The sequence below is a fragment of the Nocardiopsis potens DSM 45234 genome (genome assembly GCF_000341105.1).
Classification (GTDB): Bacteria; Actinomycetota; Actinomycetes; order Streptosporangiales; family Streptosporangiaceae; genus Nocardiopsis_A; species Nocardiopsis_A potens.
The window spans coordinates 77,648-92,859 of sequence record NZ_ANBB01000002.1 but is presented as its reverse complement, the minus strand read 5'-3'; the positions used below and the strand labels follow the sequence as shown (position 1 = coordinate 92,859).

The 15,212-nt window shown below is 74.4% G+C and carries 15 protein-coding genes; 6 read left to right on the top strand and 9 right to left on the bottom strand.

Annotated elements, in window-relative coordinates:
* Positions 1–182: 182 nt before the first annotated feature.
* The 8 genes from rpsD to D459_RS0100735 form a co-directional block, all read right to left on the bottom strand.
* Entirely contained in the window at positions 183–794 is a 612-nt protein-coding gene (gene rpsD / locus D459_RS0100775; protein WP_017591074.1) for a 30S ribosomal protein S4, read from the bottom strand.
* A gap of 416 nt (positions 795–1,210) precedes the next feature.
* Positions 1,211–2,179: a carbohydrate kinase family protein gene (locus D459_RS0100770; RefSeq protein ID WP_017591073.1), complete on the bottom strand. Its 969-nt coding sequence runs from the start codon at positions 2,177–2,179 to the stop codon at positions 1,211–1,213.
* A gap of 177 nt (positions 2,180–2,356) precedes the next feature.
* Positions 2,357–2,710, bottom strand: a complete 354-nt coding sequence (locus tag D459_RS0100765) for a HesB/IscA family protein (protein ID WP_017591072.1) — start codon at positions 2,708–2,710, stop codon at positions 2,357–2,359.
* Positions 2,711–2,870: 160 nt separating this feature from the next.
* A complete protein-coding gene (locus tag D459_RS0100755; RefSeq protein WP_017591070.1) occupies positions 2,871–3,983 on the bottom strand; it encodes a glycerate kinase family protein in 1,113 nt (370 codons plus the stop codon).
* 113 nt (positions 3,984–4,096) lie between these two features.
* A complete protein-coding gene (gene pspAB, locus D459_RS0100750; protein ID WP_017591069.1) occupies positions 4,097–4,669 on the bottom strand; it encodes a PspA-associated protein PspAB in 573 nt (190 codons plus the stop codon).
* A 60-nt stretch (positions 4,670–4,729) separates the two neighbouring features.
* Positions 4,730–5,650: a zinc metalloprotease HtpX gene (gene htpX, locus D459_RS0100745; protein WP_017591068.1), complete on the bottom strand. Its 921-nt coding sequence runs from the start codon at positions 5,648–5,650 to the stop codon at positions 4,730–4,732.
* Between the two features lie 242 nt (positions 5,651–5,892).
* On the bottom strand, positions 5,893–6,177 hold the full coding sequence (pspAA, locus tag D459_RS0100740) for a PspA-associated protein PspAA (protein WP_017591067.1): 285 nt from the start codon (positions 6,175–6,177) through the stop codon (positions 5,893–5,895).
* Positions 6,174–6,968 carry a PspA/IM30 family protein gene (locus D459_RS0100735; protein WP_081620391.1) on the bottom strand — a complete coding sequence of 265 codons (795 nt, stop codon included), beginning with the start codon at positions 6,966–6,968 and terminating at the stop codon, positions 6,174–6,176. Before D459_RS0100735 ends, pspAA begins: the two co-directional genes overlap by 4 nt.
* Positions 6,969–7,087: 119 nt before the next feature.
* Between D459_RS0100735 and D459_RS0100730 the strand changes: the two genes are divergently transcribed.
* Entirely contained in the window at positions 7,088–7,726 is a 639-nt protein-coding gene (locus D459_RS0100730; protein WP_017591065.1) for a DUF3043 domain-containing protein, read from the top strand.
* 104 nt (positions 7,727–7,830) lie between these two features.
* A complete protein-coding gene (locus tag D459_RS0100725) occupies positions 7,831–8,835 on the top strand; it encodes an aldo/keto reductase family protein (RefSeq protein ID WP_026119936.1) in 1,005 nt (334 codons plus the stop codon).
* Positions 8,836–8,896: 61 nt separating this feature from the next.
* On the opposite strand, the gene D459_RS0100720 is transcribed toward D459_RS0100725, so the two are convergent.
* Entirely contained in the window at positions 8,897–9,103 is a 207-nt protein-coding gene (locus tag D459_RS0100720) for a hypothetical protein (protein ID WP_017591063.1), read from the bottom strand.
* A gap of 446 nt (positions 9,104–9,549) precedes the next feature.
* On the opposite strand from D459_RS0100720, the gene D459_RS0100715 reads away from it, so the two are divergent.
* The 4 genes from D459_RS0100715 to lpdA all read left to right on the top strand — a co-directional run bounded on the left by D459_RS0100715 (position 9,550) and on the right by lpdA (position 15,046).
* Complete coding sequence (locus D459_RS0100715) at positions 9,550–10,626, top strand: bifunctional adenosylcobinamide kinase/adenosylcobinamide-phosphate guanylyltransferase (protein ID WP_017591062.1); 1,077 nt, start codon at positions 9,550–9,552, stop codon at positions 10,624–10,626.
* A gap of 313 nt (positions 10,627–10,939) precedes the next feature.
* Positions 10,940–11,692: an adenosylcobinamide-GDP ribazoletransferase gene (locus tag D459_RS0100710; protein WP_020380004.1), complete on the top strand. Its 753-nt coding sequence runs from the start codon at positions 10,940–10,942 to the stop codon at positions 11,690–11,692.
* Between the two features lie 375 nt (positions 11,693–12,067).
* Complete coding sequence (locus D459_RS0100705) at positions 12,068–13,570, top strand: leucyl aminopeptidase (RefSeq protein WP_020380003.1); 1,503 nt, start codon at positions 12,068–12,070, stop codon at positions 13,568–13,570.
* A 99-nt stretch (positions 13,571–13,669) separates the two neighbouring features.
* A complete protein-coding gene (gene lpdA / locus D459_RS0100700) occupies positions 13,670–15,046 on the top strand; it encodes a dihydrolipoyl dehydrogenase (protein WP_017591059.1) in 1,377 nt (458 codons plus the stop codon).
* Positions 15,047–15,212: the final 166 nt, after the last annotated feature.

The following is a 15,212-nucleotide window of genomic DNA, read 5'->3' as shown; positions in this document are numbered from 1 at the left end:
CGAGGCTCCGCGCCGCGGCGCCCGCTCCGGCGCCGTGGCCGTTCCGTGACCATGGTGACGTTCGTCGTCACGCCCCGGCGCGGGCCCGGGCGGCCCCGGCTCCGCGCCGGGGCTCCCCGGGAACGGCGCGGGGGCCGCGCCCCTTCCGGGACGCGGCCCCCGCCGCGGCAGAGCCTCCGGCTCTAGCGCGCGTAGTACTCGACGACGAGCTGCTCGTCGAAGGGCACCGGGACCTGGTCGCGCTTGGGGCGGTCGACGACCGCGACGCGCAGGTCCTTGTGGCTCACCGCGAGGTAGCCGGCGATCTTGTCGTCGGCGTGCACGCCCTCGGATGCCTCGACGAACGGCACCATCTGGCGCGACTTCTCGCGGACCGAGACGATCTGGCCCGGCTTCACCCGGTAGGACGGGATGTCGACCTTCTTGCCGTCCACGGTGATGTGGCCGTGCGTGACGAACTGGCGGGCCGCGTAGATGGACGGCGCCAGGCCGGAGCGGAGCACCACGGTGACGAGGCGCAGCTCGAGCTCGGCGATCATCTCCTCACCGGTGCGGCCGGTCCGCTTCTTGGCGGTCTCGTAGACGCGGGCCAGCTGCTTCTCGGAGAGGTCGTAGTACCAGCGCAGCTTCTGCTTCTCCGCCTGGCGGACCGCGTAGTCGCTGGTGGAGCGGCGGACGCGGCGGCCGTGCTCACCCGGGGGGTAGGGCCGCTTCTCGAAGTAGCTGACCGCCTTACGGGTCAGCGGGGTACCCGCGCGCCGGGACAACCGCACCTTAGGTCCGGTGTAGCGCATTGAAGTCCTCCGTACTGGATTGCTTGCGTAGGGAATCCCAGGTAAGGCTCGCCTAGTTCTGGGAGGCGTCGGACGACGGCCCCGGCCGCCCGAGGGCGGCGCCGTTCCCGCGCCGGCGCGGCCGACCCCCGCCGCGGCGGCATTGGCGTTGACTGGAAGCCGCCGCGCATCTCAGCGCGGGGCCTGGTCGTGCACGCGCGGCGCGGCCGTCCGCCGTGAGGCGGCCGGCGTTCGGTCCGGGCATGCGGGTCGAGCCTCTACTTTACGCGGTCGAGGGGGATGCCCCGACCACTCCGGGCGCCGTGCACCGGCGGCGGGCGCGCGCCGCGCACCGCGGGCCTCCCCGGAGGCCCCCGGGAAGCGCCGCGGCCCCCGCCCGGTCGGGGCGGGGGCCGCGGCGGTCCCGGCGGGGCCGGTCACAGGTGCGGTTCGACCTCGGCGGCGCTCTGCTCGCCGTAGCTGGCCGAGATCCGGGCCAGCAGCCCGGCCTTGGTCAGCTCGTACTCCTGCGGCCCGTCGACCTCCAGGCTGTGCACCGCGGTGGCGTTGCCGACCTGCGCGGCGCGCTCCAGCGGCAGGCCCCAGGCGGTGGCGGCGAGGAAGCCGGCCCGGAAGGCGTCGCCGACGCCGGTGGGGTCGGCCTTGGTGGCGACCTCGGCGGCGTCGACGCTGATCGGCGGCTCGCCCTTGCGGTCGATCCGGACGCCCTTGCCCCCCAGGGTGGTCACCCGGATGCCGACGCGGTCCAGGATCTCCTCGTCGGTCCAGCCGGTCTTCTGCTCTGCGAGGGCCTTCTCGTACTCGTTGGTGAACAGGTAGGCGGCCCCGTCGATGAGGCGGCGGACGTCCTCGCCGTCCATCAGGGCGAGCTGCTGGGAGGGGTCGGCGGCGAACGGCAGGCCGCGGTCCCGGCAGGCGTCGCTGTGCCGCAGCATCGCCTGCGGGTCGTCGGCGCCGATCAGGGCCAGCTCGATGCCGTGCTCCTCGACCAGGGCGCCCAGGTCGATCTCGCGGGCCTCGGTCATCGCGCCCGCGTAGAAGGAGGCGATCTGGTTCTGGTCGCGGTCGCTGGTGCAGACGAAGCGCGCGGTGTGCCTGCGGTCGGAGATGCGGACGCAGGCGGTGTCCACTCCGTGCCGCTCCAGCCAGGCCCGGTACTCGTCGAAGTCGGCGCCGGCCGATCCGACGAGCAGCGGCCTGAGCCCGAGGCGGCCCATGCCGAAGCTGATGTTGGCCGCGACACCGCCGCGGCGCACATCCAGCTCCTCGACCAGGAACGACAGGGAGACCTGCTCCAACTGGTCGGCGATCAGCTGTTCGGCGAAACGCCCCTCGAAGGTCATCAGGTGGTCGGTGGCGATCGAACCGGTAACCGCGATGCGCACTCGAAGTGCTCCTTGCAGTCGGGGAGATTCTGGACGGTGAACCACCCTACATAGCCTTCGGCGCTCCCAGGGAGGGCCCTGCCCGGGGCCGGGCCCGGGTTAGGGGGTGCGGAGGGGTGCGCGCACGAAAGCAGGGCCCGCGCTCGGCTGCGCGGGCCCTGCGGTGCCGTGGACCGGCTAGTTGAAGGAGTCGCCGCAGGCGCAGGAGCCGGTGGCGTTGGGGTTGTCGATGGTGAACCCCTGCTTCTCGATGGTGTCCACGAAGTCGATGGTGGCGCCGATGAGGTAGGGCGCGCTCATCCGGTCGGTGACGACCTCGACGCCGTTGAAGTCGGCCACCACGTCGCCGTCGAGCTCGCGCTCGTCGAAGAACAGCTGGTAGCGCAGGCCGGAGCAGCCCCCGGGCTGGACCGCCACGCGCAGCCGCAGGTCGTCGCGCCCCTCCTGGTCGAGAAGGGCCTTGACCTTGCCCGACGCGTCGTCCGTCAGGATGATCCCCTGCGCCGTGGCCTCGTCGGTCTTAACCGTCATCTGCTAGCTCCTCCAAAAGGCGTGGGCGGCCGCCGAGGCGGCCTGGTGCTCCTCAGCGTTCCTCAACACCGCGGCCCGGAAGGGCATTCCCGCCCGCGGCGGCACGCGGGACGCGCCGTGCTGCTCCATCCAGGTTAGGTCCTCTCCGGCCGCCCCGCCATCAGCCGCCCAGGCTCTCCGGCACCCCGGAGGCGATGGAGGCGGCCAGGGCGCGCAGCTCCTCGGCGGAGCGGGCCATCGCCGCCTCCTTGGATCCGGCCGACTCCACCAGGGAGTAGGTGGCGGTGACGCCGGCCGCGGCGGCCTCCTCCGGGTCGACCGAGGCCGCTCCGGCGGTGACCACGCAGGGCAGCCCGTGCGCCGCGGCGACCTGCGCCACACCGTGCGGGAGCTTGCCGCGCAGCGACTGGAAGTCGAACGAGCCCTCCCCGGTGATCAGCAGGTCGGCGCCGGCGGCCAGGCCGTCCAGGTCGACGGCGGACAGCACCCGGGCCACCCCGGACTCGACGGTCCCGCCGAGCAGCAGCAGGGCGAAGCCGAGGCCGCCCGCCGCGCCCGCGCCCGGCTCCACCCGCAGCCCGCCGAGCGGGTCGGTGGCCTCGGCGAACGCGGTGAGGGCGGCGTCCAGGGCGCGCACCTGCTCGGGGTCGGCGCCCTTCTGCGGGCCGAACACGGCGCTCGCGCCGTGCTCGCCGAGCAGCGGGTTGTCCACGTCGGTGGCGGCGACCAGGCGGACCCCCTGCACGGCCCGGCGGGCCGGCTCCAGGTCGACCGCGGAGACCGCGGCCAGCGGGGCGCCGCCCCGGTCCAGGGAGTCGCCGGGGGCCGCGCCGAGCGCGGCGAGCATGCCCGCGCCGCCGTCGTTGGTGGAGCTGCCGCCGAGGCCGACGACGACCGTGCGGGCGCCGGCGGCCACCGCGCGGGCGATGAGCTCGCCGACGCCGCGGCTGGTGGTGCGGCCGGGGTCGCGTCGGTCCTGGGGGACCAGGTGCAGGCCGCAGGCCTGGGCGCTCTCGATGTAGGCGGTCTCCCCGTCGAGCAGGTAGTCGGCGGTGACGGTCTCGCCGAGCGGGCCGGTGACGCGCTCGGTGACGGTCTTGCCGCCGAGGGCCGCGTGCAGCACCTCGACGAAGCCCGGTCCGCCGTCGGAGAGCGGGACGGTGGCCGCCTCGTCCTGGGGACGGCTGTCGCGCCAGCCCAGGGCGACGGCCTCGGCGGCCTCGATCGCGCTCAGGGTGCCGGCGAACTTGTCTGGGGCGATAACGATACGCACGTGCCCAGTCTGCCCGCCCGGGGCCGCGCAGACCAGGGGGAAGCGGCAAAATTATCCGCTTTCCGAGAATTGGTTTCCTCTATGTGGAATTCAACCTCGGTTCGGGGTGTTTCTCACAGCCCCGGCGCCCCGTAGACCGGGAACCAGCGCCCCTTGTCCTTCTCGATCGGCAGGTCCCCGCCGATCGAGGCGGCCAGCTGCAGCTCCAGCGCGTTGTCCCGCCGCTGCCCGCCGAGCGGCGCGAACGGGTAGAAGGTGCCGCGCTTGTAGAGGTAGACCAGGGCCGCGCGGCGCCCCCGCCCGTCGGCGAAGGCCGCCAGCGAGCAGAGCAGGGACGGCCCGAACCCGGCCGCCTCCAGCGAGGAGTTGACCGCGTGGACGTCGGTCACCAGGTCGGACAGGCCGCCCCCGGCGGGAGTGCGCAGCACCAGCCAGGTGTAGCCGTACTCGTCCTCGGCCGGCTCCACCGCGGGGCCGTCGTCGGCGTTGAGCAGCTCGGTGACCTCCCGCTCCAGGTCGGCGAAGGCCTTGCCCTCGGCGGCGCGGAACGCCACCGACCCGGTCCCGGTCGGGCGGAACCCGGCCGCGGCCTCCAGGGTCACCGCCGCCGAGGGGAGCCCGAACAGCGCGTCCAGGTCGGGTCGGACCGGCTTCGAGCGGCCCAGCAGGGCCCGGAAGAAACTCACCGCGGCTGCTCCTCACCACTTCGCCCGCCCGGCCGGCGGAACGTCCTCTGCACCGCGAGCCTACGCCCCGGTGCCCAGCTGCCGGGAGATCGCCGCCAGCTGCTCCAGGCGCTGCTCCACCGGCGGGTGGGTGGCGATCAGCCGCCCCATGTTGAACCCGCTCTTGGAGAAGGCCGGGGTGAAGAAGAACGCGTTGAACGGCTCGGCCTGGCGCAGGTCCCGGCTGGGAATGCGGGCCATGTCGCCGGTGATCTTGGTGAGCGCGCTGCCCAGCGCGGAGGGGCGCCCGGTCAGGTAGGCCGCGGCGCGGTCGGCGGAGAGCTCCCGGTAGCGGGAGAGCATCCGGGTGAGCAGGAAGCTCAGCGCCCAGACCACCGCGCTGACCACCACCACGGCCAGCGCGATCACCGCCGGGGAGGGCCCGTTGTTGTTCCGGTTGCCCCCGCCGCCGAAGGCCGCGAACCGCAGGCCCATCTGGGTGAGGAAGCCCGCGACCACGCCGAGGAAGCCGGCGATGGTCATCACCATCACGTCCCGGTGGGCCACGTGCGACAGCTCGTGCGCCAGCACCGCCTCCAGCTCCTCCGTCTCCAGCCGGCGCAGGATGCCGGTGGTCGCGCAGACCACCGCGTTCTTCTCGCTGTGGCCGGTGGCGAAGGCGTTGGGCACGTCGGTGTCGGCGACGGCCACCCGCGGCTTGGGCATGTCCGCCATGGCGCACAGCCGGTCCACCACCGCGTGCAGCTGCGGGGCCTGCTCGGGGGTGACCTCGTGCGCGCCCATCGCGTACAGGGTGAGCTTGTCCGAGGTGAAGTACTGGAACAGCGCGAAGCCGGCGACGACCAGCAGCACCACCGGCCAGGGCAGGCCGACCAGGATCAGGGCGATGATGAACGCGACGTAGACGATGCCGAGCAGGGCCATCGTGCTGACCATGCGGGCGGTCAGGCCGCGGTCGGGAGCGAACTTCGAACCAGCCACAGCGCGCCTTCCTCCGACCGGGGGCACCGCCCGGTCCGCGCGGCTGCGCGGGATCCGGGCCGGATTGCGGGCGCCGGGCATCTCCCGGCTCGCCCCGGTAGCTCCCAGTCTAGGCATCCCCTGGTGAGAGCCGGGTTAGAGAAGGGCGGGACACGCGGAAGGCCGCCGCGGCGCGGTGCCGCGGCGGCCTTCCGTCCCCCTGCCCACGGGGAAGCGCGCTCGCTCGGGGAGAGCCACCGGGGTCAGGAGACGTCGGGGATGAGCCCTTCGTCGCCGAGCATGGCCCGGACCTCCTCCATGGTGGCGTCCTCATGCGGGAGGATGAACTCCGACGGCTCCAGCGAGTCCAGCGGCAGCGCCTTGCCGTGCTCGCGGACCTTGGCCAGCAGGTCGCGCAGGGCGGTTCGGAAGGTCTCCTCGCTGCCCGACTCGATGGCCTGCTCCAGGGTCCGGTCGACGTCGTTGAGCAGCTCCATGTCGGCCTCGGTGAGGTCGATCTGGCCCTCTCCCATGATCCGGACGATCATGCGCCCTCCCCCTGGCGGTAGGGCTGCACCTGGTTGTTCTGGCCGCCGGTGGCCGAACCGCCCTCGATCTGCGGGGTGGAGCCGCCGCTGCCCTGGCCCAGCTCCTGCTTCATCTGCTCCAGCTCCAGCTCGACCCCGCTGGTGCTGGCCATCCGGTCCAGCTCGGACTGGATGTCGTCCTTGGAGGAGCCGGTGACGTCGTCCAGCGCGCCGGAGGCGAGCAGCTCGTCGACGGCGCCGGCCCGGGCCTGCATCTCGGCGGTCTTGTCCTCGGCCCGCTGCACCGCCATGCCGACGTCGCCCATCTCCTCGGAGATGCCGGAGAAGGCCTCGCTGATCTGGGTCTGCGCCTGGGCCGCGGTGTAGGTGGCCTTGATCGTCTCCTTGCGGGTCCGGAAGGCGTCCACCTTGGCCTGCAGCCGCTGGGCGGCCAGCGTGAGCTTCTGCTCCTCGCCCTGCAGCTGCTCGTGCTGCTGCTTGAGGCCGTCGATCTGGGACTGCAGCCCGGACCGGCGGGTCAGCGCCTCGCGGGCCAGGTCCTCGCGGCCCTGCTGCAGCGCGGCGCGGCTCTGGTTGTGCAGCTTGTCGGACTGCTGGTCCAGCTGCTGGATCTGCAGCTCGACGCGCTTGCGGGACGTGGCGACGTCGGCCACCCCGCGCCGGACCTTCTGCAACAGTTCCAGTTGCCTCTGGTAAGAGTAGTCGAGGGTCTCACGCGGGTCCTCGACGGAGTCCAGGGCCTTATTGGCCTTGGACTTGAAGATCATGGAAAGTCGCTGAAACACGCTCATCGGCGTGGCCGTCCCCTTCTCGGTCCGTACATCGGCTGTTCCCGGCGGGCGCTGTCTAACAACCCTACGCGCTCTGGCAAGCGGTCGCCATGAAGCGGGGAGCGGCTACCCTGAAGGATGTGTTCCGACGTCGCTCCGCTTCCGCATCCAAAGAGCCGGCCGCTGCCGGCCCTGCCGGTAATGAGACTACTGAAGCCCCCAAGGACAAGGGATACACCCCCAAAAAGGGTGTCCCCACCCCTAAACGCCGCGAAAGCCAGGCCGATCTGCGCCGCCCGCTGAACGCTCCGCGCACCCGCAAGGAGGCCTACCAGCAGTTCCGCGAGCGCCGCGCGCGCGACCAGCAGCGCAGCGCGGCCAAGTCCGGGGCCCCCAAGGGCGAAGAGCGCTACTTCCGCCCGCAGGACTACGGGCCCGCGCGCGCCTACGCCCGGGACTTCGTCGACTCCCGGCGCAGCGCCAGCGAGTTCTTCCTCTACTTCTCGCTGCTGATCATCGTGCTGCTGATCGCGCTGCCGTACCAGTACCAGGCCGCGGTCACCTACATCGCCTGGCCGCTGATGATGGTGACCATCGTGGTCGAGGGCGTCTTCGTCTCCCGGCAGGTCAAGAAGCACGTCGCCGAGCACTTCCCCAACGACGACAACGTGCGCGGCATCGGCCTCTACGCCGCCACCCGCCAGCTGCAGATCCGCCGCCTCCGGCTGCCCAAGCCGCGGCTCAAGCCGGGCCAGCCGATCGAGTCGGCCAAGCACTGACACCCCCCGGGGCAGCACCGCCCCGCATCCCCCACCGGAACGCCGGCGCGACCCGGGCCCCGATCCCCTCCCGGATCGGGGCCCGGCGCGGTTAGGGTGCCCGCATGGAACACCGGCGGTTGGGCCGCAGCGGCCTCATGGTCAGCGAGATCTCCTACGGCAACTGGATCACCCACGGCTCCCAGGTGGCGGAGGACTCCGCCGCCGCGTGCGTGCGGGCCGCCCTGGACGCGGGCGTCACCACCTTCGACACCGCCGACGTCTACGCCGGCGGCCGCGCGGAGGAGGTGCTGGGCCGCGCGCTGAAGGGCGAGCGCCGGGACGGCCTGGAGATCTTCTCCAAGGTCTACTGGCCGATGGGCGAGGGCCGGAACGACCGTGGGCTCTCCCGCAAGCACATCGTCCGCGGCTGCGAGGACTCGCTGCGCCGGCTGGGCACCGACTACCTGGACCTCTACCAGGCGCACCGGTTCGACTACGCCGCCCCGCTGGAGGAGACCCTGCGCGCCTTCGACGACCTGGTCCGCCAGGGCAAGGTGCTCTACGTGGGCGTCTCGGAGTGGCGCGCGGACGAGATCGAGCGCGCCGTGCGGATCGCCGACGACATGGGGTTCGACCGGCTCGTCTCGAACCAGCCGCGGTACAACATGGTCTGGCGGGTGATCGAGTCGGCCGTGGTCCCGGCCTCGGTGCGGGAGGGGCTCGGCCAGATCGTCTGGTCCCCGATCGAGCAGGGCGTGCTCACCGGCAAGTACCTGCCGGGCCAGGCCCCGCCGGCCGGCTCCCGGGCCACCGACCCGAACGGCGGCGCGAGCGACATCGCCCACCTGGTCTCCGACGACGAGCTGCTCCACCGGGTGCAGCGGCTCAAGCCGGTCGCCGAGGAGGTCGGGCTGAGCATGGCGGCCCTCGCCGTGGCCTGGGTGCTGCAGAACCCGGCGGTCTCCTCGGCGATCATCGGCGCCAGCCGCCCCGAGCAGGTCCGGGACAACGTGCGCGCCGCCGGCGTGGTCCTCTCCCCCGACGTGATGTCCCGGATCGACGAGATCCTCGGCGACAAGGTCGAACGGGACCCGGCCCGCACGGTCAGCCCGGCCGTCCGCCCCTGAACGCCCGAGCCCCCGACCGGTCGCGGCGGCGGGCGGCCGCACCGGCCCCCGCCGCCACCGCTCAGACCTCCTCGGAGAGCGGCATCGAGTAGTGCACCCGCTCGTCCTCCAGCAGGCTCACCCGGCCCACCCCGGCCTCGGCCAGGCCGCGCCACTCCTCACCCAGCCAGGACTCGGCGTCCCCGCGCGAGGTGAACACCTCCGCGGACAACTCCTCGTCCCGCAGCACCTCGCCGTCGTCCTTCTCGTAGCGCCAGCTCCACGCCATGGGGACTCCCTTCCTCGCACCGGCCTCCGCCGGGTGCGGCCGAGCCTACTCTCCGCCCCCTCGGAGGAGAGCGGGCCTCACCGCACCTCCCCTACCCCGTGCACGCGGCGCCGCCCCGCCCGGCCGCGGCCGCCTCCTCGGACCTCGAACACCCGGCGCCCGGCCGGGCCCTCCGGGGGACCGCCCCGCGCGCGGACGCGCGCGCCGGCTCGCCGCCGGGGCGGGCGGGGCGGGGAGCCCTGGCGAGCGGCCCCGCCTTTCGGCCGGGACGTCCCGCCTGAACCGCCCCGCGTGCGGACGGGCGCACCGGCTTCCGCCCCGCCGCCGGGACCCGGGGCGAAGGCACCGGCGGCCGCCGCGCGGCCGGATCGGGCCACCGCCTCCCCTCGGCCGGCGGGCCCCCTCGGCCGGGCCGGAGTCCGTCGCGATGGTGTTGACTGGCGCCCGTGCGAATCAGATTCACCGGAACCGCGGGGGCGACCGGCTGGCCTGCGCCGGGATGCCGCTGCGCCTCGTGCAACCGCGCCGCCGAGGCACCGCGCCGTCCGCTGGAGGCGCTGGTCGACGGAACCGTCCCGATCGGCCCCGGCGGCCTTGCCGGTGCGCCGCCGGCCGGCTACCGCGCCGCTCCGCTGGCCTGCGGGACGCTCCTGGAGGGCCCGGACGGCGCCCGGCTGCTGTGCGCCCCGCCCGCCGGGCCGGACGGCGCCGACCTCTCCGGCGCCCCGGGAGGACCGGTCGACCTGGCCCTGGTCGACGCGGCGCGCCCGGAGCTGATCGGCGCGCTGCGCCGCTCCGGGGTCCTGGACGCCCGGTCCGGGGTGGCCGTGGTCGGCGGCGGGCACGGCGTGCACTCCCCCGCCGAGTTCGCCCGGCGGGCCGCCCTGTGGGGCGCCGAGGCGGTGGCCGACGGCGACGCCCTGGACGTCCTCCCCGGTGGGCCGGGCCGGGCCGCCCCGGGCGCGCGGGCCTCCGCCCGTCCGCGCCGCGTCCTGGTCACCGGCGGGGCGCGGTCCGGGAAGTCCTCCGAGGCGGAGCGGCGGCTGCTCGCCGAGCCCGAGGTCGTCTACGTCGCCACCGGCCCGGCCCCCGACGGCGACGCGGACTGGGCCGCGCGCGTCGCCGCGCACCGCGGCCGCCGCCCGCCCTGGTGGGGCCTGGAGGAGACGCTGGACGCGGCGGGGGCCCTGGACCGCGCGGCGGCCTCCGGCTCCGCGGTCCTGCTGGACTGCGCGGGGACCTGGCTGGCCGGGGTGATGGGCGAGTGCGGCATGTGGGAGGAGGAGCCCCCCGCGGACGCCGGGCAGGCGGTGGAGGCGCGCATCGCCGATCTGCTCTCCGCCTGGGAGCGCTTCCCCGGCCTGCTGGTCGCGGTCACCAACGAGGTCGGTTCCGGGGTCGTCCCGGCCACCCGCAGCGGCGGCCTCTTCCGCGACCTCCTCGGCCGCCTCAACCAGCGGCTCGCCGCCGCCTCCGAGGAGGTCCTGCTCGCCGCCGCCGGCCGGATCATCGAGCTTCCCTGAGCCGTCCCGCTCCTCCGCGGCCCGCCCGGCGGTGGGGAGCGGCGGGCTCGCCGCCGAGGGGGCCGGCGCTTCGGCGTGCGGGCGCGGGGCGGCGGTCCCGAGCGCGGCCGGCCGGCGGTCCGGTGCGGGCTCTGCAGCACCGGGCCGGCCCCCGCGGGGTGCCGGGCCGCCGGCGGGTCCGGGGCGGGGCCGCTCCGCCTCCGGCCGGTCGGCGGGGGCGGGGGCTCGGCCAGACTGGTGGGGTCGGATGCGGGCGGCCGGAGGGCCGGTGAGGGGGCGCGGAGCGGTGCGCGACGCGGTGGACGGGGCTCGGATGGCGGTGGGCACGCTCACCGCGATACCGGTGCGGGTGGACCGGGTGGACCGGGCCGTGGCCGGCTGGGCGATGGCGCTCGCCCCCCTGGTCGGCGCCGGGCTGGGGGCGGCCGGGGCGGCCGTGCTCGCGGCCGGCCTGCTGCTCGGGGCCGGCGGGCCGCTCTCCGCGGTGCTCGCCCTGGGCCTGCTCGCGCTGCTCACCCGGGCGCTGCACCTGGACGGGCTGGCCGACCTCGCCGACGGGCTGGGCAGCGGGCGCCCGGCCGATGAGGCGCTGGTGGTGATGAAGCGCTCCGACATCGGCCCGTTCGGGGTGGTCGCGCTGGTGTTCGCGGTGCTGGTCCAGGCGGCCGCCCTGGTGCGGCTGGCCGAGACCGGCCTGTGGCCGGCGGCGGCCGCGCTGGTGGCGGCGGCCGCCGCCGGCCGGCTGGCGATCACCGCGGCCTGCACCCCGGGGATCCCCCCGGCCCGCCCGGACGGCCTGGGCGCGTTCGTCGCGGGCAGCGTCTCCCGGCCGGCCGCGGCGGCCGCCGCGGCCGGGGTGCTCGCCCTGGCGGCCCTCTGCGGCCTGGCGCACTCCGCCGGTGCGGCGCTGGCCCTGCCCGCCGCCGCGGCGCTGGGCGTCGGCGCCGCGCTCGCCCTGCTCCTCCGGGCCCGGCGGCGGCTGGGCGGCATCACCGGGGACGTGCTGGGCGCGCTCTGCGAGACCGCCTCGGCCACCGCGCTGGCCGCCGCCGCGGTCCTGCTCTGACCTCCTCTTCCCGATGGCCTCGGCGCCGCGGCCCGATCGGGGCGCTCCGCCGCGGCCGCGGCGGCGGGACCATCGGGGCGGGGTGGGGGCCGTCACGGGGCGGGCGGGGCGCCGCGCCCGGTGACCGCACTTGTCAGCATCATCACATTTCTTCACACGACTCCGCCCCGGGCCGGGCCGACCGCCGGTGAGCGGGGCGAAGCCGCAGGTGACAGAAGAAAAGGAGATCGTCACCCAGCGAGCGGTTCCACACCCGAACCGGGGAAAGAAACGCGCTTCTTCACGTTCGGTGCAACGCCGGGGGCCGGGGCCCCGGGGCCGGCGGAGCGCGTTCCGCGTGCCCGCGCGGCCCGCATAAGGACTAGCATCGGTCCCGTGAGCACGTCGCTGTCAGTCATTACGGAATCCCCCTGTTCGCTCGACGTCGACGCGGTTGTCGTCGGCTACCACTCCGGAGCCGACGGCCCGGAGCCCGCGTCGGGCGCTCACGATGTCGACGCCGCCTTCACCGGCGGCCTCGCCCGGACCCTGTCGCTGCTGGGGGCGAGCGGCGCCCTTGAGGAGGTGCACCACGTCCCCTCCGGCGGAGCGCTGACCGCTCCGCTCGTCGTCGCCGTCGGCCTCGGCCCCGCCCCCGAGCAGGGCGACGGCCCCGACCCCGACCACCTGGCCCGCGCGGCCGGCGCCGCGCTGCGCGCGCGGGGCGCCAAGCAGGCCCGCGTCGCCCTCGCCCTGCCCGCCGAGACCGCCGGCCAGGCCGGCGCCGTCGCCACCGGCGCGCTGCTCGGCGACTACTCCTTCACCCGCTACCGCACCGGCGACGGCGCGGAGAAGGCCGCCGCCGAGGCGCTGCTGGTGGTCTCCGCGGCCGAGGGCGCGGAGCGGGCGGCCGAGCGCGCGCAGACCATCGCCGAATCGGTCAACCTCACCCGCGACCTGGTCAACACCGCCCCGGCCGACCTGGTCCCCGAGGACCTGGCCGGCGTGGCCGAGGAGGTCGCCCGGGAGACCGGCATGGAGGTGCTGACCCTCACCGAGAAGGAGCTCGCCGAGGGCGGCTACGGCGGCATCATCGGCGTGGGCCAGGGCTCGGCCAACCCGCCCCGGCTGGTCCGGCTGGCCTACTCCCACCCCGAGGCCTCCTCCACCATCGCCTTCGTCGGCAAGGGCATCACCTTCGACTCCGGCGGCCTGTCGCTCAAGCCGGCCGGGTCGATGGACTGGATGAAGTCCGACATGGGCGGCGCCGCCGCGGTGCTCGCCGCGATGCGCTCGCTGGCCCTGCTCAAGCCGAAGGTGAACGCGGTCGGCTACCTGGCCATCGCGGAGAACATGCCCAGCGGCACCGCCCAGCGCCCCTCCGACGTGCTGACCATGTACGGCGGCAAGACCGTCGAGGTGCTCAACACCGACGCCGAGGGCCGGCTGGTGATGGCGGACGCGCTGGTCCGCGCCCAGGAGGACGAGCCCGACCTGGTCGTGGACGTGGCCACGCTGACCGGCGCGCAGCTGGTCGCGCTGGGCACCCGCGTCTTCGCGGTGATGGCCGGCGACGACGAGACCCGCGAGTCGGTCACCGCCTCGGCCGCGGCCGCGGGCGAGGCCGCCTGGCCGATGCCGCTCCCCGAGGAGCTGCGCAAGGGCCTGGACTCCGCGGTCGCCGACATCGCCAACGTGGCGGGCGAGCGCTGGGGCGGCATGCTCAGCGCCGGCGTCTTCCTCAAGGAGTTCATCTCCGACGGGCAGCGCTGGGCCCACCTGGACATCGCCGGGCCCTCCTTCAACCAGGGCGCCCCCTTCGGCTACACGCCCAAGGGCGGCACCGGCTCGGCCACCCGCACCCTGGTGCGGATCGCCGAGGACCTGGCCGAGAACTGAATCACCTGACGCGGCCGGATGAGACACGCATCCGGCCGCGTTGAACCGTCACACCGACGGACGAACACCATCACATCCACACCAAGGAGTGTCCTTCCCGTGAGTGAGAGCGGCGGCACCTTCGACCTCGTCATTCTTGGCGCCGGCAGCGGCGGCTACGCGGCGGCGCTGCGCGCGGCCGAACTGGACATGAGCGTCGCCCTGATCGAGAAAGACAAGCTGGGCGGCACCTGCCTGCACCAGGGCTGCATCCCGACCAAGGCCCTGCTGCACGCCGCCGAGGTCGCCGACTCCGCCAAGGAGAGCGAGAAGTTCGGTGTCAAGGCCAGCTTCGACGGCATCGACATGCCCGCGGTGCACGCCTACAAGGACAAGGTCATCGGCGGCCTGCACAAGGGCCTGACCGGTCTGATCAAGTCCCGCGGCATCACCGTCGTGCAGGGCGAGGGCAAGCTGACCGGCGCCGACGAGGTCACCGTCGACGGCAAGGTCTACAAGGGCCGCAACATCGTCCTGGCCACCGGCTCCCAGCCGAAGACCCTGGGCCTGGACATCGACGGCGAGAAGGTGCTCACCAGCGAGCAGGCCCTGAAGGACGAGCGCGTCCCGTCCTCGGCCGTGGTGCTGGGCGGCGGCGTGATCGGTGTGGAGTTCGCCAGCGTGTGGCGGTCCTTCGGCGCCGAGGTCACCATCGTCGAGGCCCTGCCGCACCTGGTGCCGGTGGAGGAGGAGTCCAGCTCCAAGCTGCTGGAGCGGGCCTTCCGCAAGCGCGGCATCAAGTACGAGCTGGGCACCCCGTTCGAGAGCGTCAAGACCACCGACTCCGGCGTCGTCGTCACCCTCAAGGGCGGCAAGACCCTGGAGGCCGACGTGCTGCTGGTCGCCATCGGCCGCGGCCCGGTCTCCGAGGGCCTGGGCTTCGAGGAGAACGGCGTCCGGATGGAGCGCGGCTTCGTCCAGGTCGACGAGAACCTGCACACCGGCGTCGGCAACGTCTACGCGGTCGGCGACCTCATCCCGACCCTGCAGCTGGCGCACGTCGGCTTCGCCGAGGGCATCTTCGTCGCCGAGCGGATCGCCGGGCTCAACCCGCCGGCCATCGACTACGACGGCGTCCCGCGGATCACCTACAGCGAGCCGGAGGTCGCCTCGGTCGGCATCACCTCGGCCAAGGCCAAGGAGCGCGGCCTCGAGATCATCGAGACCAACTACAACCTGGCCGGCAACGGCAAGAGCCAGATCCTGCAGACGCAGGGCGCGGTCAAGATCATCGCCGAGAAGGACGGCCCCGTCCTGGGCGTGCACATGGTCGGCAGCCGCGTCGGCGAACTGATCGCCGAGGGCCAGCTCATCTACAACTGGGAGGCCCTGCCCGCGGAGGTCGCCCAGCTGATCCACCCGCACCCGACCCAGTCCGAGGCGCTCGGCGAGGCCCACCTCGCCCTGGCGGGCAAGCCGCTGCACGTCCACGACTGACGCACCGAGCGGGGCGGGCCGGCGCCCGCCCCGCCTCCTTTCGCGTCCACCGCTTCCGGGCCGGTTCCGACCCGGCCGGCGCCGACCGCGTAAGCCTCGCCCGCTCGGAGAGCGGGCGAGCCGTGCGAGCCGGGAATCCCCTTCGCCGCCGAGGGGGAGGGTTCAA

What these genes read in the sequence shown, in the direction of transcription:
- rpsD (WP_017591074.1), bottom strand. Translation starts at nt 794, where the DNA reads ATGCGCTACACCGGACCTAAGGTGCGGTTGTCCCGGCGCGCGGGTACC.
- D459_RS0100765 (WP_017591072.1), bottom strand. Translation starts at nt 2,710, where the DNA reads ATGACGGTTAAGACCGACGAGGCCACGGCGCAGGGGATCATCCTGACG.
- pspAA (WP_017591067.1), bottom strand. Translation starts at nt 6,177, where the DNA reads ATGATCGTCCGGATCATGGGAGAGGGCCAGATCGACCTCACCGAGGCC.
- D459_RS0100735 (WP_081620391.1), bottom strand. Translation starts at nt 6,968, where the DNA reads ATGAGCGTGTTTCAGCGACTTTCCATGATCTTCAAGTCCAAGGCCAAT.
- D459_RS0100725 (WP_026119936.1), top strand. Translation starts at nt 7,831, where the DNA reads ATGGAACACCGGCGGTTGGGCCGCAGCGGCCTCATGGTCAGCGAGATC.
- D459_RS0100720 (WP_017591063.1), bottom strand. Translation starts at nt 9,103, where the DNA reads ATGGCGTGGAGCTGGCGCTACGAGAAGGACGACGGCGAGGTGCTGCGG.
- D459_RS0100710 (WP_020380004.1), top strand. Translation starts at nt 10,940, where the DNA reads ATGGCGGTGGGCACGCTCACCGCGATACCGGTGCGGGTGGACCGGGTG.